The 22,466-nt window shown below is 67.0% G+C and carries 17 protein-coding genes and 1 pseudogene; 11 read left to right on the top strand and 7 right to left on the bottom strand.

Going from position 1 to position 22,466, the window contains the following annotated elements; translation table 11 throughout:
- Positions 1-42 precede the first annotated feature (42 nt).
- Complete coding sequence (locus MPSD_RS16605; protein WP_020787054.1) at positions 43-714, bottom strand: sulfotransferase; 672 nt, start codon at positions 712-714, stop codon at positions 43-45.
- Entirely contained in the window at positions 715-852 is a 138-nt protein-coding gene (locus tag MPSD_RS29515; protein ID WP_020787055.1) for a sulfotransferase, read from the bottom strand.
- Positions 853-1,175: 323 nt separating this feature from the next.
- Here MPSD_RS29515 and MPSD_RS28440 point away from each other — a divergent pair, with 323 nt between their 5' ends.
- Positions 1,176-1,346, top strand: a complete 171-nt coding sequence (locus tag MPSD_RS28440) for a hypothetical protein (protein ID WP_015356207.1) — start codon at positions 1,176-1,178, stop codon at positions 1,344-1,346.
- 99 nt (positions 1,347-1,445) lie between these two features.
- Here MPSD_RS28440 and MPSD_RS16595 read toward each other — a convergent pair whose 3' ends face one another.
- Complete coding sequence (locus tag MPSD_RS16595) at positions 1,446-3,038, bottom strand: CYTH and CHAD domain-containing protein (RefSeq protein WP_036426495.1); 1,593 nt, start codon at positions 3,036-3,038, stop codon at positions 1,446-1,448.
- 156 nt (positions 3,039-3,194) lie between these two features.
- Between MPSD_RS16595 and MPSD_RS16590 the strand changes: the two genes are divergently transcribed.
- Entirely contained in the window at positions 3,195-3,623 is a 429-nt protein-coding gene (locus tag MPSD_RS16590) for a heme-binding protein (RefSeq protein ID WP_020787057.1), read from the top strand.
- Positions 3,624-3,630: 7 nt separating this feature from the next.
- On the opposite strand, the gene panB is transcribed toward MPSD_RS16590, so the two are convergent.
- Positions 3,631-4,524 carry a 3-methyl-2-oxobutanoate hydroxymethyltransferase gene (panB, locus tag MPSD_RS16585; protein WP_011739506.1) on the bottom strand — a complete coding sequence of 298 codons (894 nt, stop codon included), beginning with the start codon at positions 4,522-4,524 and terminating at the stop codon, positions 3,631-3,633.
- 148 nt (positions 4,525-4,672) lie between these two features.
- On the opposite strand from panB, the gene MPSD_RS16580 reads away from it, so the two are divergent.
- The 8 genes and pseudogenes from MPSD_RS16580 (at position 4,673) to MPSD_RS16545 (ending at position 17,181) form a co-directional block, all read left to right on the top strand.
- On the top strand, positions 4,673-6,064 hold the full coding sequence (locus tag MPSD_RS16580) for a WS/DGAT/MGAT family O-acyltransferase (protein ID WP_020787059.1): 1,392 nt from the start codon (positions 4,673-4,675) through the stop codon (positions 6,062-6,064).
- 59 nt (positions 6,065-6,123) lie between these two features.
- Positions 6,124-7,680, top strand: coding sequence for an alpha/beta hydrolase (locus MPSD_RS16575; RefSeq protein WP_086085420.1), 1,557 nt, complete (start codon positions 6,124-6,126; stop codon positions 7,678-7,680).
- Between the two features lie 143 nt (positions 7,681-7,823).
- Positions 7,824-9,556 (top strand): annotated as a pseudogene (ctaD, locus tag MPSD_RS16570) (aa3-type cytochrome oxidase subunit I).
- Positions 9,557-9,616: 60 nt separating this feature from the next.
- Positions 9,617-11,185, top strand: coding sequence for an alpha/beta hydrolase (locus MPSD_RS16565; protein ID WP_020787063.1), 1,569 nt, complete (start codon positions 9,617-9,619; stop codon positions 11,183-11,185).
- An 89-nt stretch (positions 11,186-11,274) separates the two neighbouring features.
- Complete coding sequence (glnA, locus tag MPSD_RS16560; protein ID WP_012394948.1) at positions 11,275-12,615, top strand: type I glutamate--ammonia ligase; 1,341 nt, start codon at positions 11,275-11,277, stop codon at positions 12,613-12,615.
- A gap of 69 nt (positions 12,616-12,684) precedes the next feature.
- The gene (locus MPSD_RS16555; protein WP_020787064.1) at positions 12,685-15,672 is read left to right on the top strand and encodes a bifunctional [glutamine synthetase] adenylyltransferase/[glutamine synthetase]-adenylyl-L-tyrosine phosphorylase; all 2,988 of its coding nucleotides are present in this window, start codon (positions 12,685-12,687) and stop codon (positions 15,670-15,672) included.
- A gap of 13 nt (positions 15,673-15,685) precedes the next feature.
- Entirely contained in the window at positions 15,686-16,324 is a 639-nt protein-coding gene (locus MPSD_RS16550; RefSeq protein ID WP_015356200.1) for a PaaI family thioesterase, read from the top strand.
- Complete coding sequence (locus MPSD_RS16545; protein WP_020787065.1) at positions 16,321-17,181, top strand: TIGR03619 family F420-dependent LLM class oxidoreductase; 861 nt, start codon at positions 16,321-16,323, stop codon at positions 17,179-17,181. Before MPSD_RS16550 ends, MPSD_RS16545 begins: the two co-directional genes overlap by 4 nt.
- Positions 17,182-17,225: 44 nt before the next feature.
- On the opposite strand, the gene MPSD_RS16540 is transcribed toward MPSD_RS16545, so the two are convergent.
- Positions 17,226-19,286 carry a PE family protein gene (locus tag MPSD_RS16540; RefSeq protein WP_086085419.1) on the bottom strand — a complete coding sequence of 687 codons (2,061 nt, stop codon included), beginning with the start codon at positions 19,284-19,286 and terminating at the stop codon, positions 17,226-17,228.
- A 263-nt stretch (positions 19,287-19,549) separates the two neighbouring features.
- Positions 19,550-20,986, bottom strand: a complete 1,437-nt coding sequence (glnA, locus tag MPSD_RS16535) for a type I glutamate--ammonia ligase (protein ID WP_020787068.1) — start codon at positions 20,984-20,986, stop codon at positions 19,550-19,552.
- 242 nt (positions 20,987-21,228) lie between these two features.
- Between glnA (MPSD_RS16535) and MPSD_RS16530 the strand changes: the two genes are divergently transcribed.
- Positions 21,229-21,651, top strand: coding sequence for an RDD family protein (locus tag MPSD_RS16530; protein WP_012394942.1), 423 nt, complete (start codon positions 21,229-21,231; stop codon positions 21,649-21,651).
- A 50-nt stretch (positions 21,652-21,701) separates the two neighbouring features.
- Here the strand turns inward: MPSD_RS16530 and MPSD_RS16525 are convergent, their stop codons facing one another.
- Entirely contained in the window at positions 21,702-22,454 is a 753-nt protein-coding gene (locus tag MPSD_RS16525; protein WP_086085418.1) for a DUF4191 domain-containing protein, read from the bottom strand.
- Positions 22,455-22,466: the final 12 nt, after the last annotated feature.

Genomic DNA, 22,466 nt, shown 5'->3' with positions numbered 1-22,466 from the left:
CGCCACCACGGCCTGGTCGAGATGGCTGGGAGAGAGCAAACCTCACACGACCGTCAGCCCGGCCGGAATCCTCTCCGGGTCGCGCCAGAAGGCGTCGTGGGTGAAGCGGTTGAACAGATCCGGCGGTAGCAACGTGTCGCGCGGTTCGGCCGTGACCGTGGGGCGCACGGTGTGCAACCCCGGTGTCCCGGCGCGCTCGTCGAACTCGGTGACGTCGTACTCGACATGGCCGAAATCGTGCTCGAACACCGGCTCACCCAGAAACGCGTAGATGGCCTGCATCGCCTTGGCCGGGTCGGTGCTCAGGGTTTCGTACTGCAGCAACAGAAGTCGATCTCGTTGCGCGCCGTAGCACGCCTGCCGCAGGGCATCGTAGGGACCGCCGACCATGCCGTCGGGCGCCACCACACTTGTGGCGCGGCTAAACACCGTGCCGCCGGCGCTGTAGTTGAAAATCGACGACGGGCTAAAGACGTTGTGTTGAATCAACCGCTCGATGCTGTCCACCACCCACTGCAGTTCACGCACGCAGGCAATCACTTTCGCATCGGGAAACAGCCGCGCAATCGCGGGCATCCACGCACACCAGCCGCGGTTGGTGTCAAAGATCACCTCGGCGGTGCAGTCCGCATAGAAGTCGTTGAACAACCCGCGCAGGATGCGCTCGCGCTTGGCGTCATCGATGAACACCGAAAACTCGTTGCGCCCACTCATTTAGTCGAGCAGGGCGCCGAACAGGCCGGCCAGCGGACCCGACATTCCGGCCTGGAACCGCGGGTTTTGCCGCAGCAACGCGGCCAGCAACGTCGAACCCGAACGCGGCAGACCGGAGATGAAATGAATGGCTTTCACGGAACACCCCCGACTTGGCTTCCGCACCATGACCTGCCCTGCGGACGTCTACCTCGTGTGATGCCGTCATGCTAACCGATCGCAAATTCCTTTCGTTGGATGATCGCGCATGAACGCGGCCGCCCGCCATGAGCCAGGCTCATCAAGATCGGTCTGCGGGAACACGGGGGCTGGGCCGGCGGAGGTTCTGGCTTCGGTGGGTGATGTTGCGCCGTCGCGGTGATGGTTGCGGTGGTGCTGGCCGCGGATTCAGAACCCGTGCCGCACGATTCAGTACCGCACCGACGTAATCCCCATCGCGCAGCCCGGCTTCGCCGGTCGCGATGCCCATCGGTGCCGGCAGCTCCAGCGCCCGCTGGGCAGCCACCGCCGACGTGATCGAGACGCCGGGATTGTCGGCCGACTCTGCGACAGCCGCGCGCGAGCTGGCGCTGATCCGTGGCGGTGCCACACCCGGCAGCTTCACCGTGACGCGGCCAGCTGTGCCCGCCTGATGACCAACGTGTTGGGCCTGCTCGCACTACTGGCCTTCGCTTTGTTCGTCGGAGCCCTGATGCTGCGCGTGGGATGGCGTTTGACTTGCCCACCCGCGCTCAGCGTCGGGTCTTGCGTACCGACTTGTCGAGCCGGTGCAGGGCGGCGTCGAGCCGCTGCCGGCAACCCTCGGCCAGATCGCTCTCCCGCTGATACAGCAGACCGTAGGTAAAGGTGTCCTGGCCCGCGGCGTGCGCCGCATCGGTCTCGTGGAGCAGGTGCTCTCGGCTGACCACGCTGTCCTGGTGATCGCCGAGCAGCGTCTGGATGGCCTTGGCCTGGCTGGAGACCTGGACGGCTCCGGTGGCCGCGGCGGTGTAGCGCAGCCTCTTGGCGCGCTTGCGGATTCGGTGCAGCGCCTCGTTGGGGCCGAGGTGGGCACCCGCGTCCACGGCGGCAGACTCGGCCGGCGAACTTGGCGCCTTGGCGGCCGCCTTGGCGAGTTTGGCGGCCTTGCGGACCCGTCGGTAGGCCGCCTCGATACTCGGGGGTGGGGCCGGCTCAGCCCCCGCGGCGGCGGTGTCGGCCGGATACGCGGCCGCGATGGCGTCGAGGGCATCGAGCAGGCGGAAGTAGCGCTTGGACCGCATGGCCACCAGCGACCGCCGCAGCCCGGCGTGGTAGCGGTGCCGGGCCCCGTCGACCAGACGCTCGTAGACGGGTCCGCGCACCAGCGTCGGGTCTAGCCTCTCCAGGGCATGCTGGTAGCGCTGGCCAAGCACCTCGGCATCACGGGCCACCCCCAGCACGGCGGCGAGTTCGCGCAGCTCGTCGAGAACCCACGCCTTGTCGGCCAATCCGAACGAATCCTGCGAATCCGCGAGCAGGCTGCGAATCTTGCGCGTGGTTACCCGCATCTGATGGACGGAATCGTCGACGTCGGCGCGCACGGCGCGATCCCACACCAGCAGCTCCGCAACGTAGCGGGCCACCGCGCGGTGCACCGGATCCGCCGGTTCGGGCCGGCCCGCCCACGGCGAGGTCGAACCCAGCACCCGAGCCAGCTTGGAGCCGTGCCCAGCCGGTGCCGCTCCGGTGTCAAGCAGCCGGTTGCTCAGCCGGTCCAGCAGTTCGCGACTGACGCTCTGGCTCGGGTCCGAAAGCTCCAGCTCCCACTCGCGCCACTGTTGTTGCGCCGGTTCGGCATCCGGACCGGCACCAGCCGACCAGGCGGTGACGTGGTCATCGCAGAACTCCGCGAGCGGTGCTCCGTCAACGCCGTATAAGAACTGGCTCGCGCGCTGTGTGCTGATGCGCGCGACCGGCTGCAGCGGGCGATCACGCACGATCGCCAACACCACATCGAGCAGCTCCGCCGGAACGCGGTGTTGGGTCGGCGCCCCCAAGGACCCGGATGTGTCCGGCTCCGTGATCGGCGCATGCAGCTCGGTGCGGGCGTCACCACCGGCCGGCAGCTTGAGATGCCAGCCGGCGTCGGAGCCACCGGTGCGCCGCCGCAGGGTGATCCGATTGCTCGCGAGGTCCTGGTCTGCGGTGTCGAAATACACCGCATCCAGCGCCTGGACCGGCTTCCTTTCCACACGAGCCACCGCCGCAATGCCTTCGAACGAGGGCGATACCGTCGACTCGACGACGTCGAACTTGCGCTCGACCTCCAAGTGACGCGCCGTCTTCGGCGCCTTTACAGGCATTTTCGCCTCCGGTCAGGCCACAGATCCGCGGACATGAAATCGTGGATAGGCATCATAGAGTGCCACACCGAGGTGACGCGTGAGCCTCAAGGTTCGGTTGCCGACGCCACACACCATTCGGTTCCTGCGCCGGCCCGAAAGCACCTATCGTGTGCGATGCGGGCCGTCCCGGCGGCCTTCGGTTACTTGATGAAGGAGTCGTTCATGGTGTTGTTCGGTGCTGCCAGATCGCGCCTGGTCGCCGGTGGGATCGTTGCCGGCGCGATGTTCCTGGGCGCAGCCGGCTTCGCGTCCGCGGTCGCCGGGGCAGATCCGGATGATCCCGCTCCCGTTCCCGCACCGGCACCGCCGAACTGCACGGCGGCGGACCTGGCCGGGGTGTCTGCCGGGGTTGCCGCAGCGACTTCGGTGTACCTGTTCAGCCATCCCGAGGTCAACGACTACTTCACCGGTCTGCGAGGTCAGCCTCGCGACGACATCCGTGACCAACTGCAGCAGTACATGGACGCCAACCCCGGCGTACACGCCGAGCTACAGGGCATTCGCCAGCCGCTGACCGACTTTCGGGATCGGTGTCAGCAGTAGGGGAGAATCAGAAGCAGTGCTCCTCGGCGGGAAATACGCCACCGGCCACGTCTTGCGCGTATTGCACCGCGGCGCGGCGTAATTCGCCGCCGACATCCGCGTAGCGCTTGACGAATCGGGGGGCCTTGCCGCTGCTGAGGCCGGCCATGTCCTGCCAAACCAGGACCTGGCCGTCGCAGCTCGGGCCGGCGCCGATTCCGATGGTCGGGATGGTGAGCTTGCCGGTGATCTGGGTGGCCAATTCCGCGGGCACCATTTCCATCACCACCGAGAATGCCCCGGCTTCGGCGACGGCGATCGCGTCGGCGATCGTTTGTTCCGCGGCGTCACCGCGGCCCTGCACCCGGAACCCGCCCAAGGTGTTTACGCTCTGTGGGGTGAAGCCGATGTGGGCCATCACCGGGATGCCCGCCGCGGTCAGGCACGCGATCTGCTCGGCCACCCGCTCGCCGCCCTCGAGCTTGACGGCATGGGCACCGGCTTCCTTCATGAATCGGGTGGCCGCCGCCAGCGCGGCCGAAGGTCCGGACTCGTAGCTGCCGAACGGCAGGTCGGCGACGACCAACGCGTGCGGGGCGCCGCGCACCACACCGCGCACGAGGGGAATCAGCTCATCAATCGAGATCGGCACCGTGGTGTCGTAGCCGTACACGACGTTGGCGGCGGAGTCGCCGACCAATAGAACCGGGATGCCTGCGTCGTCGAAGGCCCGCGCGGTCGAGTAGTCATAGACCGTGAGCATGGCCCACTTGTGGCCTTCGGCTTTCCATTTCTGCAGGTGGTGGGTTCGCACCTTGGTCCGCGGCGCGCTGGCCGCGGAAGGCGACGACTCACCGGCGGGCACCGGCGGGCACGCGCCATAGACATTTTGCTCAGACTGCTCAGAGATCTGCTCAGACATCATTGCCCCTAGCTGTTGGTCGGGTAGATCCTCGTGGCCCTCAGCACAAGCTGATATCCGGGTCCCCGGGTTCATCTGACCTGGCTAGTCTGCCATTTCTTACGCACGGATGCACTGTGAGCCCGCGCACGGCCTACCCATTGGCGGAATGCAGCGGCTTAGTGGCCTCGACGCCAGCTTCTTGTACCTGGAAACCTCGAATCAGCCGATGCACGTCTGCTCGATCATGGAGCTGGACACGTCGACGATGCCCGGCGGCTACACGTTCGACCGGCTGCAGGACGCGTTGGCACTGCGGATCAAGGCGATGCCGGAATTCCGCGAAAAGCTGGCCAACAGCGCACTGAACCTCGATCACCCGGTATGGGTGGACGACGAGGACTTCCAGCTGCATCGGCATCTGCACCGTATCGGCCTGCCCCCACCGGGGGGCCGGGCCGAGCTCTCCCAAATCTGCGGTCACATCGCCTCACTGCCGTTGGACCGCAGCCGCCCGCTCTGGGAGATGTGGGTGATCGAAGGAGTGGCAGGCACCGACTGCCACCACGACGGGCGCCTGGCGGTCCTGACCAAGGTGCACCATGCCGCGGTCGACGGCGTGACCGGTGCCAACCTGATGTCGCAGCTGTGCACCACCGAAGCCGACGCTCCCGCCCCGGATCCGGTCGACGGGGTCGGCGGTGCCACCGATTGGCAGATCGCCGCCGGGGGCCTGCTCAGGTTCGCCACCCGGCCGTTGCAGCTGGCCAATGTGGTGCCCGAAACGGTGTCCTCGGTGGTGTCCACCCTGCTGCGGGCGCGCGAAGGCCTGACCATGGCGCGTCCATTCACCGCGCCGCGCACGGTGTTCAACGCCCGCGTCAGCGGCCGGCGCGCCGTTGCCTACGCGGAGCTGGATCTCGAGGACATCAAGGCGCTGAAGAATCACTTCGGCGTCAAGGTCAACGACGTGGTGATGGGGCTGGTCTCCGGCGTGCTGCGCAATTACCTGGCGGACCGGGACGCACTGCCCACGTCGTCGTTGGTGGTGCCGGTGCCGGTGTCGGTGCACGGCAAGTCCGACCGTCCCGGCCGTAACCAGGTATCGGCGATGTTTTCCAGCCTGCACACCGAGATCGCCGATCCGGCCGAGCGGCTGAACGCCATCGCGCACGGCAATACGGTTGCCAAGGGCCACAGTTCGGCGATCGGCGCCACGCTGCTTCAGGACTGGTCGCAATTTGCCGCGCCGGCGGTCTTCGGCGCCGCCATGCGTGTCTATGCAAGCAGCCGGCTGACCGAAAGCCTGCCCGTGCACAACCTGGTGGTCTCCAATGTGCCGGGCCCGCAGCTGCCCCTGTACATGCTGGGATGTGAGGTCAAGGCGATGTACCCGCTGGGGCCCATCTTCCACGGTTCGGGCCTCAACGTCACGGTGATGTCGCTGAACGGCAAACTCGACGTCGGGCTGGTGGCCTGCCCGGAGCTGCTTCCGGATTTGTGGCAAATGGCCGACGAATTCGCCACCGTAATGGAAGAACTGCTGGCCGAGACCGGATGACGGGCGCGGTGACGGTGGTTAACCAGCATTTACCGTGTTCTCTGGCACCATAGGTTGCCATGTTCCTGTCTCGCCGCGACAAGCTCGCGCGAATGCTGCTGATATGGACCGCGATCGCCAGCGTGGCGCTCGTCCTGACCGGCTGCATCCGCGTCGTTGGCGGGCACGCCCGCATGGCCGAGCCGAAGCTCGGCCAGCCGATCCAGTGGTCACCGTGCCGCAGCTCCAATCCGAACGTGAAGATTCCCGGCGGAGCGCTGTGCGGCAAACTCGCCGTGCCGGTCGACTACCGCCAACCCCGCGGCGATGTCGCGGCGCTGGCGTTGATTCGCTTTCCGGCCACGGGCGACAAAATCGGTTCCTTGGTGATCAACCCCGGCGGGCCCGGTGAATCCGGCATCGAGGCAGCGCTCGGCGTCTTCCAGACGTTGCCCAAGCGCGTCCACGAGCGCTTCGACCTGGTTGGATTCGACCCACGCGGAGTGGCGTCCTCGCGTCCCGCGTTGTGGTGCAACTCCGACGCGGACAACGACCGATTGCGCGCGGAGCCGCAGGTCGACTACAGCGAGGCCGGCGTCGCGCGGATGGAGGAGGAAACCAAGCAGTTCGTTGCCCGCTGTGTCGGCAAGATGGGCAAGAACTTCCTGGAAAACGTCGGCACGGTCAACGTGGCACGGGACCTCGATGCCATCCGCGCGGCGCTCGGCGATGACAAGCTGACCTACCTCGGCTACTCCTACGGCACCCGGATCGGTTCGGCGTATGCCGAGGCCTACCCGCACCGGTTGCGGGCGATGATCCTCGACGGTGCGGTCGACCCGAATGCCGATCCCATAGAGGCGGACCTGCGGCAGGCCAAGGGGTTTCAGGAAGCGTTCAACGACTATGCCGCCGACTGCGCCGAGAACGACAGCTGCCCATTGGGCACCGACCCGGCCAAGGCCGTCGCCGTCTACCACAGCCTGGTCGACAAGCTCGTCGACCCGAACAACCTGCAGGTGAGCAGGCCGGCTCGGACCAAGGACCCGCGCGGGCTCAGCTACAGCGACGCCATCGTGGGCTCCATCATGGCGCTGTATTCGCCCAACCTGTGGCAGCACCTGACCGACGGTCTCACCGAGCTGACCGAGGATCGTGGTGACACCCTGCTGGCCCTGGCCGACATGTACATGCGTCGCGACTCGCACGGCCACTACACCAACGCCACCGACGCGCGTGTGGCGATCAACTGTGTTGACCAGCCACCCATCACCGATCGCGCCAAGATCGTGGACGAAGACCGCCGCTCGCGCGAGATCGCGCCGTTCATGAGCTACGGGAAGTTCACTGGCCACGCCCCCCTTGGCACCTGCGCGTTCTGGCCGGTCCCTCCGACCAGCAAGCCCCACGCGGTGTCGGTGCCGGGCTTGGTGCCGACCGTGATCGTGTCCACCACCCACGACCCGGCCACGCCGTACAAGGCCGGGGTGGATCTGGCGAACCAGCTGCATGGTTCGTTGCTCACTTTCGCCGGAACCCAGCACACGGTGGTGTTCCAGGGCGACAGCTGCATCGACGACTACGTCACGGCTTATCTGATCGGCGGCACCACGCCACCGCGCGGCGCGAAGTGCTAGGCGTGCGATAACACCGGGTAACCAGCTCCGCGCCGGACGCCGCGGTTAGGGACTATTGGCCCTAGGGCGGTGCAGCGCCGGCCCGGAATACTTGGGCGGCTTGTCCAAAGCTATTCGGTCACCGTTGCCTTTGGAGCTGATCAATGACCACCGAAGCGCCGCCTGCCCACGATCTCGAAGCCCGCCGGCCATTTCCGCCGCGAATGGGGCCCAAAGGCAGCCTGATCTACAAGATCATCACCACCACCGACCACAAGATGATCGGCATCATGTACATGGTCGCCTGCTTCATCTTCTTCTTCATCGGCGGCTTGATGGCGTTGCTGATGCGCGCGGAGCTCGCCACACCGGGGCTACAGTTCCTGTCCAACGAGCAGTACAACCAGCTGTTCACCATGCACGGCACCGCCAGCTGCTGTTCTACGCGACCCCGGTGGTGTTCGGATTCGCCAATCTGGTTCTGCCCTTGCAGATCGGCGCACCCGACGTAGCCTTCCCGCGGCTCAACGCATTGTCGTTCTGGCTCTTTGTCTTTGGCGCGTTGATCGCCTTGAGCGGATTCATCGTGCCCGGAGGCGCCGCCGACTTCGGGTGGACCGCTTACACGCCACTGTCCAACGCCGCTCACAGTCCCGGTGTGGGGCCGGACCTTTGGATTCTGGGCCTGGCGGTCGGTGGACTGGGCACCATCCTCGGGGGAGTCAACATGCTGACCACCGTGGTGTGCCTGCGTGCTCCGGGAATGACGATGTTCCGGATGCCGATCTTCACCTGGAACATCATGGTCACGAGCTTGCTTGTGCTGATGATCTTCCCGCTGTTGACCGCGGCGCTGTTCGGTTTGGCCGCCGACCGTCACCTCGGCGCCCACATCTACGACCCCGCCAACGGTGGGGTCATTCTGTTTCAGCACCTGTTCTGGTTCTTCGGGCACCCCGAGGTGTATGTCATCGCACTGCCGTTCTTCGGGATCGTGTCCGAGGTGATCCCGGTGTTCAGTCGCAAGCCGATCTTCGGTTATACGACGCTGGTCTACGCGACACTGTCGATTGCGGCACTGCCCGTGGCGGTTTGGGCCCACCACATGTTCGCCACCGGGGCCGTGCTGCTGCCCTTCTTTTCGTTCATGACGTTTCTGATCGCGGTGCCGACCGGTCTGAAATTCTTCAACTGGATCGGCACCATGTGGCGGGGTCAGCTGACGTTCGAATCACCGATGCTGTTCTCGCTGGGATTCCTGGTCACCTTCCTGGCCGGCGGGCTGACCGGCGTGTTGCTGGCCAGCCCGCCGCTGGACTTTCACGTCAGCGACACCTATTTCGTGGTTGCCCATTTCCATTACGCGCTGTTCGGCACCATCGTGTTCGCCACCTATGCGGGCATCTATTTCTGGTTCCCCAAGATGACCGGGCGCCTGCTCGACGAGCGGCTGGCCAAGTTTCACTTCTGGCTGACCTTCCTCGGGTTCCACGCCACCTTCTTGGTCCAGCACTGGCTGGGCAATTCGGGGATGCCGCGTCGGTATGCGGACTACCTGCCCACCGACGGCTTCCAGACGCTCAACGTCATCTCCACGATCGGAGCATTCACCCTCGGTGTCTCGGTGCTGCCGTTTGTATGGAATGTGTTCAAGAGCTGGCGCTTTGGCGAACCGGTGCTGCTCGACGATCCGTGGGGACACGGCAACTCGCTGGAATGGGCCACCAGTTGCCCTCCGCCTCGGCACAATTTCACCGAGCTGCCCCGAATTCGTTCGGAGCGACCGGCGTTCGAGCTGCACTACCCGCACATGGTGAAACGTCTTCGGGCCGAGGCCCACGTCGGTCGTCACGAAATCGAGACCGACACTTCAGAACTGGCGGGTAGTCCGACGTAGTGAGATACGAGACCAAGGCGTAACCATTTCGCGGCGCCACGGGTATCCGTGGGTGAGACGATGTCCGCCATGTTGCGCCTGAGAACGCTGAGCTCGGCGCTGCTGTCTTTTGGGCTGGTGCTCTGCGGCGCGTTGCCGACCACGCTGGCTGTGGCGGGCGCGATACCGGAACCCGATGTCGGTCAGACCCAGAGCCCGGGCATACCTATAGCAGCGCCGCAGCAGAACTGGGGCTCCTGTGGGCCGTTCATCGATAACGTCAGTGAGATTCCAACCGCACGGTGCACCACCGTAGGGGTCCCGATCGACTACGACAAACCCGGTGGGGCACAGGCCAAACTGGCCGTGATCCGGGTTCCCGCGACGGGCCAGCGAATCGGTGCGCTGCTGATCAACCCCGGCGGGCCCGGAGCGTCCGCGGTCGACATGGTCGCCGGTATGGCACCCGAGCTGAGGGGCACCGAGATCGCCCGCCATTTCGACCTGGTGGGATTCGACCCTAGGGGAGTGGGCCACTCCACTCCCGCGCTGCGGTGTCGCACTGACGCCGAATTCGACGTGTTCCGGCGTGACCCGATGGTGGACTACAGCCAGGCCGGCGTGGCTCACATCGAGCAGGTGTACCGAGAGTTGGCCCAACACTGTGCTGACCGGATGGGCCTGGGCTTCTTGGCCAACGTCGGCACCGCGGCCACCGCACGCGACATGGACATGATCCGCCGGGCGCTGGGCGACGATCAGCTCAACTACCTGGGCTACAGCTACGGTACCGAGTTAGGCACCGCCTACCTCGAACGGTTCGGTTCCCACGTCCGGGCGATGGTGCTCGACGGCGCCATCGATCCGATGGCCGGGCCGATCGACGAAAACGCCAAACAGTTGGCGGGATTCCAGACCGCCTTCAATGACTACGCCGCCGACTGTGCTCGCTCACCGGCGTGCCCGCTGGGCACCGACCCGGCCCAATGGGTCAACCGGTACCACGCTCTGGTCTATCCACTGGTCAGCCAGCCGGCAAAGACCTCAGACCCGCGCGGCCTCAGCTACGCCGACGCCACCACGGGCACGATCAATGCGCTCTATGCGCCGCAGCGCTGGAAGTATCTGACCAGCGGTTTGCTCGGCCTGCAGCGGGGTACCGACGCCGGTGACCTGCTGTTGCTGGCCGACGACTACGACGGCCGTGACCGCGCGGGGCGCTACAACAACGGCCAGGACGCGTTCAACGCGATCCGCTGCGTGGACGCGCCGACACCGACGGATGCCGCTTCGTGGGTCTCGGCCGACCAACAGTTCCGTCAGGCCGCTCCCTTCCTCAGTTACGGGCAGTTCACCGGGTTGGCCCCGCGTGATCTGTGTGCGTTGTGGCCGGTGCCGGCGACGTCGGTGCCACATGCGGCCTCGCCCGCGGCGCCGGGCAAGGCTGTCGTGGTGTCCACCACCCATGACCCGGCCACGCCATATCAGGCCGGCGTTGACCTGGCCCGGCAGTTGGGTGCTCCGCTGATCACTTACGACGGGACTCAGCACACCGCCGTATTCGACGGCAACGACTGTGTTGACGGCGCGGTGGTGCGGTATTTGCTCAACTTGACGCCGCCGCCGGCCAATTTGCGCTGCGGGTCCTAGCCGGTCGCGCGCTCGCCCGGGCACTCCGCAACGTGCCTGGCCGGGCATCGGTAACACGCATTTAACACATCTTGCATACTGTTCGAGTCATGGATCGGCAGAAGGAATTCGTCCTCCGCACACTGGAAGAGCGTGACATCCGCTTCGTCCGGCTTTGGTTCACCGACGTGCTTGGTTTTCTCAAGTCGGTTGCGATCGCACCTGCCGAACTCGAAGGCGCCTTTGAGGAAGGCATCGGCTTCGACGGATCGTCGATCGAGGGCTTTGCCCGGGTCTCGGAATCCGACACAGTGGCGCACCCGGATCCGTCCACCTTCCAGGTGCTGCCCTGGGTCACCGACGCCGGCCATCACCATTCGGCTCGGATCTTCTGCGACATCACCATGCCGGACGGCTCGCCGTCGTGGGCCGATCCGCGCCACGTGCTGCGGCGTCAGCTGACCAAGGCCAACGAACTCGGCTTCTCCTGCTACGTACATCCCGAGATCGAATTCTTCTTGCTCAACCCCGGCCCCGAGGACGGGACGGAACCGGTGCCGATCGACAACGCCGGCTATTTCGACCAGGCGGTGCATGTATCGGCGTCGAAGTTCCGCCGGCACGCGATCGACGCCCTGGAGTTCATGGGAATCTCGGTGGAATTCAGCCATCACGAAGGCGCGCCGGGCCAGCAGGAAATCGATCTGCGGTTCGCTGACGCGCTCTCGATGGCCGACAACGTGATGACCTTCCGCTACGTCATCAAGGAAGTGGCGCTGGAAGAGGGCGTGCGCGCCACGTTCATGCCCAAGCCGTTTGGCCAGCACGCCGGTTCGGCGATGCACACCCACATGAGCCTGTTCGAGGGTGACGTCAACGCGTTCCACAGCCCCGACGATCCGCTGCAGCTGTCGGAGGTGGGCAAGTCGTTCATCGCCGGGATCCTCGAGCACGCCTCTGAGATCAGCGCGGTGACCAACCAATGGGTCAACTCCTACAAGCGGCTCATCCTGGGCGGTGAAGCGCCGACCGCCGCCTCCTGGGGGGCGGCCAACCGCTCCGCGCTGGTGCGCGTGCCGATGTACACGCCGCACAAGACCTCGTCGCGGCGGATCGAGGTGCGCAGCCCCGACTCCGCGTGCAATCCGTATCTCGCGTTCGCCGTGCTGCTGGCCGCCGGGCTGCGCGGGGTGGAGAAGGGCTACGTGCTAGGCCCGCAGGCCGAGGACAACGTGTGGGACCTGACGCCCGAAGAGCGCCGCACCATGGGCTACCGCGAGCTGCCGACGAGCCTGGACAGCGCGCTGCGCGCGATGGAATCCTCCGAGCTGGTCGCGGAGGCATTGGGGGAGCATGTTTTTGACTTCTTCCTGCGCAACAAGCGTCGTGAATGGGCCACCTACCGCAGTCACGTCACCCCATACGAACTGAGCACATACCTGTCGCTGTAGCCGCGGGGCGCGGTGAAATCAATCTGATGGACCAGACGGTCCGATCAGTGGTCGGCTTGCGCTACCGTCATGAACGTGACGAAGCCCGCGACGCAGCGACCAAAGCTGCCCAGCGTCGGCCGTCTGGGATTGGTGGATGCTCTGGCCGGGGCGCGCCTGGCGGAGCTGGGTTGGACCGAACACGATGACCAGGCGCATGTGGATCTGCTCTGGTCGTTATCACGCGCACCGGACGCCGACGCTGCCCTGAAGGTCTTGGTACGGCTCGCCGAGAACCCCGACACCGGATGGGACGAGCTGAACGCGGCGCTGCTCAACGAACGCAGCCTGCGCGGGCGACTGTTCGCCGTGCTGGGTTCCTCGCTGTCGCTGGGGGACCACCTGGTCGCCAATCCGCAGTCGTGGAAGTTGCTCAGGGGCAAGGTCGCACTGCCATCACACGCGGCGCTGCTCGAGTCGTTCGTGGATCTGGCCGAGGAGGTGGCCGCGGCGCCGGCCTCGGCCGTACATCGATTGCGCGCCCTGCACCGTGACCACGTTCTGGTGCTGGCCGGGCTGGACCTGGCGGCGACGGTCGAAGACGAACCGGTGCTGCCGTTCACCGTGGTGGCCGCGCACCTGGCCGATATCGCCGACGCCGCGCTGGCGGCGGCTTTGCGGCTGGCCGAAAAGACGGTGTGCCGCGACCGCACACCACCGCGACTGGCGGTCATCGCGATGGGCAAATGCGGCGCCCGCGAACTGAATTACGTCAGCGATGTCGACGTCATCTTTGTGGCCGAGCGCGCCGACCCGATCAGCATCCGCGTCGCCGGCGAGATGATGCGGGTGGCGTCATCGACGTTCTTCGAAGTGGATGCCGGACTGCGCCCGGAGGGCCGCAGCGGCGAGTTGGTCCGCACCGTCGAATCGCACATCGCCTACTACCAGCGTTGGGCCAAGACCTGGGAGTTCCAGGCACTGCTGAAAGCCCGGGCGGCGGTCGGCGACGCGGAACTGGGCCAGCGCTACCTGGCCGCGCTGATGCCGATGGTGTGGACCGCCTGTGAACGTGACGACTTCGTGGCCGAGGTGCAGGCCATGCGCCGCCGGGTGGAACAGCTGGTGCCCGCCGATATCCGCGGGCGCGAGCTCAAGCTGGGGACCGGCGGGCTGCGCGACGTGGAATTCGTCGCGCAACTGCTGCAGCTCGTGCATGGCCGCAGCGACGAGTCGCTGCATGTCGCCTCTACCGTGGACGCGCTGTCGGCGCTCGGCGAAGGCGGCTACATCGGGCGCGAGGACGCGGCGAACATGATCGCCTCCTACGAATTCCTGCGCCTGCTCGAGCATCGCCTGCAGCTGCAGCGACTCAAACGCACCCACCTGCTCCCCGAATTCGACGACGAAGAGGCGGTGCGCTGGCTGGCGCGGGCGGCTCACATCCGGCCCGACGGCCGTCACGACGCGGCCGGGATGCTGCGCGAGGAACTCAAGCATCAGAACGTGCGAGTGTCGCGGCTGCACGCGAAGCTCTTCTATCAGCCGCTGCTGGAGTCGATTGCCCCGGCCGGGCTGGAAATCGCCGGGCGGGGCATGACGTCGGAGGCGGCTGAGCGCCAGCTGGCGGCGCTGGGCTACGAGGGCCCGCAGACCGCGTTGAAGCATATGGCGGCGCTGGTCAATCACAGCGGCCGGCGCGCGCGCGTGCAGTCGGTGCTGTTGCCCAGGCTGTTGGACTGGCTGTCCTATGCCCCAGACCCCGACGGCGGGCTGTTGGCCTACCGCCGGCTCAGCGAGGCGCTGGCCCCGCAAAGCTGGTATCTGTCGACCCTGCGCGACAAGCCGACCGTGGGTAGGCGGCTGATGCACGTGCTGGGCACCTCGGCTTTCGTGCCAGATCTTTTGATGCGCGCACCCGAGGTGATTCAGAACTACGGTGACGGCCGGACCGGACCCAAGCTGCTCGAGACGGAGCCCGCGGCGGTTGCCCGGGCACTGATCGCCTCGGCGGGCCGATACTCCGATCCGTTGCGCGCCATCGCCGCCGCCCGCACGCTACGACGCCGCGAGCTCGCCCGCATCGGTTCCGCGGACCTGCTGGGCCTGCTCGAAGTCGCCGAGGTGTGCCGTGCGCTGACCTCGGTGTGGGTGGCGGTCCTGCAATCCGCGCTGGAGGCGATGATCCGGGCCAACACCCCCGAGGGGGGACGGCCCCTGGCCCGCATCGCGGTCATCGGCATGGGCAGACTGGGCGGCTCCGAACTGAGCTACGGATCAGATGCCGATGTCATGTACGTCTGTGAACCGGCCAGCGGTGTGACCGATGCGCAGGCGGTGAAATGGTCCACCGCGGTGGCCGAGCAGGTTCGAGCAAAACTGGGCACCCCCAGCGTCGATCCACCGCTGGAGGTGGATGCCAACCTTCGGCCGGAAGGCCGCAACGGTCCACTGGTTCGCACGTTGGCGTCCTATGAGGCCTACTACGCACAGTGGGCGCAGGCCTGGGAGATTCAGGCGTTACTGCGCGCGCACGCGGTCGCCGGCGATGCGGAGCTGGGCCAGCGGTTCTTGCTGCTGGTAGACCACACCCGCTATCCGCCCGACGGCGTCTCCGCCGAGGCGGTGCATGAAATCCGCCGCATCAAGGCGCGGGTCGAGTCCGAACGGCTGCCGCGCGGCGCCGACCCCAATACGCACACCAAGCTGGGCCGCGGCGGGCTGGTCGACATCGAATGGACCGTGCAGCTGCTGCAACTGCAAAACGCGCACGAGATCGAGGCCTTGCACAACACCTCGACGCTGGAATCACTGGATGCGATAGCCGAGGCGAAACTGGTCGCCGAGGACGAGGTGAAGCTGCTGCGGCAGGCTTGGTTGACTGCGACCCGGGCGCGCAACGCCTTGGTGCTGGTGCGTGGCAAGCCCACCGACCAGCTGCCGGGACCGGGACGTCAGCTCAACGCGGTGGCGGTGGCCGCCGGCTGGCACAACGACGACGGTGGCGAGTTCCTGGACAACTATCTGCGGGTAACCCGGCGCGCGAAAGCCGTCGTGCGCAAGGTGTTCGGAAGTTAGGGGCTGGTCCGGGTTGGGCGCCGCGTTCGAGGGCTCGAGCGACGACGCTGAGCTGGATCGGGTCGAGGCGACCTACGCACCCCTGGCCGAGGCCGTGCGCGATCTCATCGACGCCACCATCCAAACCCGGGCAGACGAAGAGGGGATCCTGCAAGCGAGGGCCGTGATCGAGGCGGTGACACAATCGCTGCGCCGCGAGCAGAGCCGGCCCTGCGAGGTCAGCTACCGCGGTGACGCGCGCCCGATTCCGCTGGCAAATGCGGTAATCGGCCAGTGCAATCCGATAGCACCGCCGGTGGTTGTCCATCACGATCCCGACGCCGCAGACGGCCGGTGCTGGGCCGAGTTCGTGCTGGGCGCGGCCTACGAGGGTCCGCCCGGCCTGGTGCACGGCGGGGTGTGCGCACTGGTGCTGGATCATCTGCTTGGCGAGGCGGCCAGCCAGGGACGGACCCAGCCCCTGTTCACCGGCACCATCACGGTGAAATACCTGCGCGGCACCCCACTGGGGCCGCTGCGCTGCGAAGCCTGGGTGGACCGGACCGAAGGGGTCAAAGCCTTTGCGCGCGGATTTCTGTCCGACGCCGAGGGAGTCACGGCGCAGGCCGAGGGGGTCTTCATCAAACCGGCTTGGGCGCGGGAGGTCCCGTGAAGTTCTACGTCAGCAGCGCCTTCCTCAACACCCCGGAGATCATCGAGATCGCCAAGGCCGCCGACGAGCTGGGCTATGACGGCATCGGGATCCCGGACCACGTGGTCAACCTGGAGACCTTGCAGACCCCCTACCCCTATACCAAGGACGGGCAGCGGCGATGGCAGCCGTTCACCGACTGGCCCGACCCCTGGGTCCTCGTGGGTGCGCTTGCGCAGGTGACGCGGCGGCTGAAGTTCGTCACCACCGTGTACATTCCCGCGATGCGCAACCCCTATTCGGCGGCGAAAGCCATTGGCACTGCCGCACTTCTGGCGTCGGGACGGGTCGAGCTGGGCGTCGGCGTCGGCTGGTGCGCCGAGGAATTCGCTCTGATGGGGGAGCAGTTCGCGGCCCGCGGCAAACGTACCGACGAAATGCTCGCCCTGATGAAGCGGCTGTGGGAACCGGGCTGGACGGAATTCGAGGGTCGGTTCTACCAAACTCCGCGCCTGGAGATGCAGCCAACTCCGCCGCCCATTCCGATCTACGTCGGGGGGCTCAGCGACATCGCATTGCGCCGCGCCGCCCGCTACGACGGCTGGATCGGAGACTTGATCAAGACCGAACGGGCCATCGAGGCGGTGGGCAGGTTACGCGAACTGCGTGCCGAAAACGGCTTGCCGGTAGATGATTTCACCATCCTGACGCCGCTGACCGATGCCTTCACCCCCGCCGACTACCAGCGTGCCGAGGATGCCGGCATCACCGGGATCATCACCATGCCGTGGATGTTCTACACCGGGCCGGACGCCGGGTTGGACGCGAAGATCGACGGCATGGCGCGATTCCGCAAGGACCTTTCGCTCGACGGCTAGCCCTGGCGCGGACGGCCAATCCGGCTTTTTGGGTCGGTCGCCGGTCAGGGCAGCCCAGCCACCCCATCCGAGCCGAACACCGCGCCGCCGGCGCCACCCGTGCCGCCGGCGGCCGGCGTCGCGCTGAATCCGCCGTTGCCGCCGTTCCCACCACTGCCGACCAGCCGGGCGTCGCCGCCGCCGGCGCCACCGCTTCCGCCGTCACCGATCAAAGCCGCGTTGCCGCCGTTGCCGCCATTGCCACCGTCGCCGGTGTTGCCGCCCAGGCCGCCCTGGCCCCCCGCGCCGCCGGCCCCCAGCAGCAACCCGGCGCCGCCACCGTCGCCGCCGGCCCCGCCGTTGTTGCCGTCGGCGCTGACGATTAGCCCGCCCTGGCCACCGTCGCCGCCGGCCCCGCCATTGCCGACCAGCCCGGCGCTGCCGCCATTGCCGCCGGCCCCGCCGTTGCTGCTAACGATTACGGTATCGAGAAAGCTGGTTCCGTCGGCCCCGCCGCTGCCACCGGCTCCGGCATCTCCGAACAGACGCCCGCCGTTGCCGCCGGCCCCACCGGAGCCGCCGTCGTTGATGGCGCCGGCCCCGCCGCCGCCGGAGCCGCCGCTGCCGAACAGCCAGGCGTCGCCGCCGGCCCCGCCGGAGCCGCCTCGTCCACCAGCGCCGAACCCGCCGTTGCCGCTGTCACCGGCCGCGCCGAAGAGCAACCCGCCGGTACCGCCGATGCCGCCGGTACCGCCGCTGGCGAACCCGCTGGCCCCGCCAGCGCCGCCCGCTCCACCGTCACCGAGCAGTTCGGCGGAGCCCCCGGTCCCGCCGGTGCCACCGGCCCCGCCGGCGGTGATGGGGCCACTGAACCCGCCGTTACCCCCGACCCCGCCGTTGCCGTAGAGCCTGCCGCCCTGGCCACCGGCGCCGCCGTGGCCACCGACCCCAGAGTTCCCGACGGCGTTGCCACCGGTGCCGCCGCTGCCACCATTGCCGATCAGCCCGGCCCCGCCGCCGTCGCCGCCGGCCCCGCCTTCGCCGAACCCGCCCACACCGCCCTGGCCCCCGACGCCGCCGGTTCCGGAGATCAGGCCCGCGTTGCCGGCGGCGCCACCGGCCCCGCCGACCCCAAAGAAGCCGGTGCCGCCCAGACCGCCGTCGCCGCCGACACCGAACAGTCCGGCGTTGCCGCCGTCACCGCCTTGCCCGCCCAGGGGGCCATCGCCGAATCCGCCGGTGCCGCCGGTTCCGCCGGTGCCGATCAGCCAGCCGCCGGCCCCGCCGGCCCCGCCGGCCCCACCGATACCGTCGTTGTCCACGCCCATGCCGGTGCCAGTACCGCCGGCTCCGCCGCCACCACCGTGCCCGTAGAGTCCGGCGTTTCCGCCGGCACCACCTGCACCGCCGAAACCGGACAACCCGGTTCCGCCATTGCCACCGGCCCCGCCGGCGGAAATCGACAGGGCACCGGCGCTACCGCCGTCCCCGCCCAAACCACCGATACCGGAGGTCCCCGATCCACCCGCCCCGCCGGCACCGCCGGCCCCGAACAACAACCCGCCGACCCCGCCGGCACCACCGGCACCCCCGTTGAGGCCACCGGAGCCGCCCGGACCGCCGGCGCCACCGTTGCCGAAGAGCCCGGCCCGCCCACCGGCTCCACCGTCTTGACCGCCAGCGCCGGACCCACCGGCTCCGCCGCTGCCGAACAATATTCCGCCGTCGCCGCCGGGTGCCCCGGTTCCTGGAGCGCCATTGCTGCCGTTGCCGATCAGCGGCCGCCCAAACAACGCCTGCGCGGGTGCGTTGACTGCGGCAGGCATGCTCTTGAGCAGGGACGCAGCGGTGAGATCGGTAGTTGTGTAGCTGGCCGCAGCCGCGTTGACGGTCTGCACAAACCGGTCATGAAACGCCGTCGTCTGCTGGCTGATCGACTGATATCCCAAGCCGTGCGAATTGATCAGTGCGGTGATCGCAGCCGACACCGCATCGGCGCCGGGCTGGATGACTTCGGTGGTCGCGAGGATCGCATTGGCGTTGGCGGCGTTGATCGTCACGCCGATATTCGCCAAATTCCTTGCCGCCGAGGCAAACTCTTCTGGTGCCGCAATGACATACGACATGTGCCCCCCCGGTTCGGTTAGGAACAGTCAGAATTCAGCAAGCCAGAGTCGACGAGCCGTGCTGAGCAGAGCCTAATCGATGGCGTGGATCCGCAAGCGCGATTGCCGGCTGTCGCCGGCCCTTGCGACGCACGTCTCGCGAGGGTGGCACCGCGCGACTCCGGCGCGAAAAACAGACAACCCGCTTGGCGACCGGTGAGGGCCGCCAAGCGGGTTGCTGTACCCGGTGTGTGTTACACGACTTGGAAGCGCGCTAGACGTCTCTAGCAGTCGTAGTAGAGCGCGAACTCGTACGGGTGCGGCCGCAGGTTGACCGGCTCGATCTCGTTCTCGCGCTTGAAGCTGATCCACGTCTCGATCAGGTCGGGGGTGAATACGCCACCCTCCGTGAGGTATTCGTGGTCAGCCTCGAGCCGGTCGATCACCGCAGCCAGCTGGGTCGGGGCCTGCGGGATGTTTGCGGCTTCCTCCGGCGGCAGCTCGTAGAGGTCCTTGTCGACCGGCGCCTGCGGCTCGATCTTGTTCTTGATGCCGTCCAGGCCGGCCATCAACATCGCCGCGAACGCCAGGTACGGGTTGCCCGACGAGTCGGGGCAGCGGAACTCGAGGCGCTTGGCCTTCGGGTTGCTGCCGGTGATCGGGATACGCACACAGGCCGAGCGGTTGCGCTGGCTGTAGACCAGGTTGATCGGGGCCTCGTAGCCGGGCACCAGCCGCTTGTAGGAGTTCACCGTGGGGTTGGTGAAGGCCAGCAGCGAAGGCGCGTGGTGCAACAGGCCACCGATGTAGTGGCGAGCCGTGTCCGACAGGCCGGCGTACCCGGTCTCGTCGTACATCATCGGGGTGCCGTCCTTCCACAGCGACTGGTGGGTGTGCATACCCGATCCGTTGTCACCGAAGAGCGGCTTGGGCATGAAGGTCACGGTCTTGCCGGCCTGCCATGCGGTCTGCTTGACGATGTACTTGTAGAGCTGCATGTCGTCCGCGGCGTGCAGCAGCGTGTTGAACTTGTAGTTGATCTCGGCCTGCCCGCCGGTGCCCACCTCGTGGTGACCCTTTTCCAGGCTGAAGCCGGCGTTGATCAGGTTGGTCAGCATCTTGTCGCGCAGGTCGACGTAGTGGTCGACCGGCGCCACCGGGAAGTACCCGCCCTTGGGGCGGACCTTGTAGCCGAGGTTGGGGCCGCCGTCGGCTTCGTTGGCTGCGCCGGTGTTCCACCACCCGGAGATGGCGTCCACCTCGTAGAACGACCCGTTGGTGCGCGAGTCGAAGGCCACCGAGTCGAAAATGTAGAACTCGGCCTCGGCGCCGAAGTAGGCGGTGTCGGCGATGCCGGTGCTGATCAGGTAGTTCTCGGCCTTGCGGGCGACGTTGCGCGGGTCGCGGGAGTAGGGCTCAAGGGTGAACGGGTCATGCACAAAGAAGTTCAGGTTCAGCGTCTTGGCTTCGCGGAACTGGTCGATGATCGCGGTATCGGGGTCCGGGAGCAGGAGCATGTCGGACTCGTGGATCGACTGGAATCCGCGGATCGAGGAGCCGTCGAAGGCCAGGCCCTCCTCGAAAACGGCCTCATCGAAGAAGGAGATCGGAATCGTGAAGTGCTGCATGACACCGGGCAGATCGCAGAACCGCACATCGACAAACTCGACGCCGTCGTCTTTGGCGAGTTTGAAGACGTCGTCGGGCGTCTTATCCGTCACTGAGTGCTCCTTTGCTTAGGTGATTCGCGGCCGACGCTATGGAGGTGTTGTTGCCCGCCAGTCAACCCCGTGTTGCGCGGACGTTACGCGACCATCAGCCCCGGCAACAGCCCCCGGCTTCTGGCCGAGTCCTATTGTGAAGCCATGGCCCGCAAGATCGTAACTGGTCTGTCGATGACAATATCCCCGCCAGCCGTCGGCCGGCTCGCTGGGAAGCACAACCATGCGAGCGGACCGGGCCGATGACCACAGAATCGTCCACCAGCTATCCGGGTAAGACGCTCGGGTTCCCGAGAACCGGGCCGGGATCGCTTGCTGGAACGGGGCGCCGGCTGGCGGCGCTGTGCGTCGACTGGCTGCTGGCCTACGGTCTGGCCCTGCTGGGCGTGGGAGTCGGTGCCTGGCCCCAGGCGATGTTGTCGACGGTGGTCCTGGTGATCTGGCTGTTGATGGGTGTATTGGCGGTACGCCTGTTCGGATTCACGCCAGGCCAGTTGATGCTCGGTCTGGCGGTGGTGAGGCTGGATGGGCGGATGCCCGTCGGGGTCGGCCGTCTGGCCGGACGCGGACTGCTGATCGCCCTGGTGGTCCCGCCGCTGTTCACCGATGCCGATGGGCGCGGGATCCACGACCGGCTGACGGCCACGGCGGTGGTGCGGCGCTGAGACCGCGCCCCGGTCCGTGGCGGTCTGGCCCGGGCAGAGCGTGTGCGCAGCTACCTGCGGCGCACCGAGCGCTGGACACCGCGCATCTTGCCGGCGTTGGGCAACGGCCCCTTCGGCAGCGCGCCGGCGCCGGCCCGTGACCCCAGCGCGGCCAGTCGCGACTCCAGCGAGTCCAGCTGCTTGACCGTGATGTTGGCCGGAAGGCGGGTGAGGTGGCGTTCCAACTTGGCCAACGGAATTTCGCCGTCGCCGTTGCCCACGATGATGTCGTAGATCGGTACCTCGCCGACCAGGCGAGCGGTGCGCTTCTTCTCCTGTGCCAGCAGCGGTTTGACCCGGGCCGCGGATCCCTCGCCGACCAGAATCACGCCGGGCCGGCCCAGCACCCGATGTACGGCGTCAAAGTGGCCGGTCGCGGCGACCCCGGGGCTCACGCGCCACTTGCCGCGCAGGTTCTCCAACGCCCAGGCGGCCGCACCGGTCTGGCCTTCAGCTTTGCTGTAGACCGCCCGTTGAGCGCGGCGGCCGAAAATGATGAACGCCACCAGACCGCCCAGCAGCAAGCCGAACGGGATCATCGTGATCATGGTGAGCCCGCCGGCCCACACCCCGACCGCCACCGAGATGCCCACGATCAGGACGAAAGCCCCGATGATGTAGGGCAGCAGTCGCTTGTCTTCCTTGCGCTGCAGGTTGAACGCCTGCCAAAGCTGGGTGCGGCGTTCCCGGGCGGCGGCCTTACGGGCCGCCTTTGCCTCGGCCTTGGCGGCCTTGTTTTCAGCGGAATTTCGGGATCTGGCCATAGTTGTCAAGAA

Origin of the sequence: Mycobacterium pseudoshottsii JCM 15466 (assembly GCF_003584745.1) — a bacterium.
GTDB classification, from domain to species: Bacteria; Actinomycetota; Actinomycetes; order Mycobacteriales; family Mycobacteriaceae; genus Mycobacterium; species Mycobacterium marinum.
This window is presented reverse-complemented; position numbering and strand designations above follow the sequence as displayed.

What these genes read in the sequence shown, in the direction of transcription:
- MPSD_RS28440 (WP_015356207.1), top strand. Translation starts at nt 1,176, where the DNA reads ATGCCCATCGGTGCCGGCAGCTCCAGCGCCCGCTGGGCAGCCACCGCC.
- MPSD_RS16580 (WP_020787059.1), top strand. Translation starts at nt 4,673, where the DNA reads ATGCAGCGGCTTAGTGGCCTCGACGCCAGCTTCTTGTACCTGGAAACC.
- glnA (WP_012394948.1), top strand. Translation starts at nt 11,275, where the DNA reads ATGGATCGGCAGAAGGAATTCGTCCTCCGCACACTGGAAGAGCGTGAC.
- MPSD_RS16525 (WP_086085418.1), bottom strand. Translation starts at nt 22,454, where the DNA reads ATGGCCAGATCCCGAAATTCCGCTGAAAACAAGGCCGCCAAGGCCGAG.
- panB (WP_011739506.1), bottom strand. Translation starts at nt 4,524, where the DNA reads ATGTCTGAGCAGATCTCTGAGCAGTCTGAGCAAAATGTCTATGGCGCG.
- MPSD_RS16555 (WP_020787064.1), top strand. Translation starts at nt 12,685, where the DNA reads ATGAACGTGACGAAGCCCGCGACGCAGCGACCAAAGCTGCCCAGCGTC.
- MPSD_RS16605 (WP_020787054.1), bottom strand. Translation starts at nt 714, where the DNA reads ATGAGTGGGCGCAACGAGTTTTCGGTGTTCATCGATGACGCCAAGCGC.
- MPSD_RS16590 (WP_020787057.1), top strand. Translation starts at nt 3,195, where the DNA reads ATGCGGGCCGTCCCGGCGGCCTTCGGTTACTTGATGAAGGAGTCGTTC.
- MPSD_RS16575 (WP_086085420.1), top strand. Translation starts at nt 6,124, where the DNA reads ATGTTCCTGTCTCGCCGCGACAAGCTCGCGCGAATGCTGCTGATATGG.
- MPSD_RS16595 (WP_036426495.1), bottom strand. Translation starts at nt 3,038, where the DNA reads ATGCCTGTAAAGGCGCCGAAGACGGCGCGTCACTTGGAGGTCGAGCGC.
- MPSD_RS16565 (WP_020787063.1), top strand. Translation starts at nt 9,617, where the DNA reads ATGTCCGCCATGTTGCGCCTGAGAACGCTGAGCTCGGCGCTGCTGTCT.
- MPSD_RS16530 (WP_012394942.1), top strand. Translation starts at nt 21,229, where the DNA reads ATGACCACAGAATCGTCCACCAGCTATCCGGGTAAGACGCTCGGGTTC.
- MPSD_RS16540 (WP_086085419.1), bottom strand. Translation starts at nt 19,286, where the DNA reads ATGTCGTATGTCATTGCGGCACCAGAAGAGTTTGCCTCGGCGGCAAGG.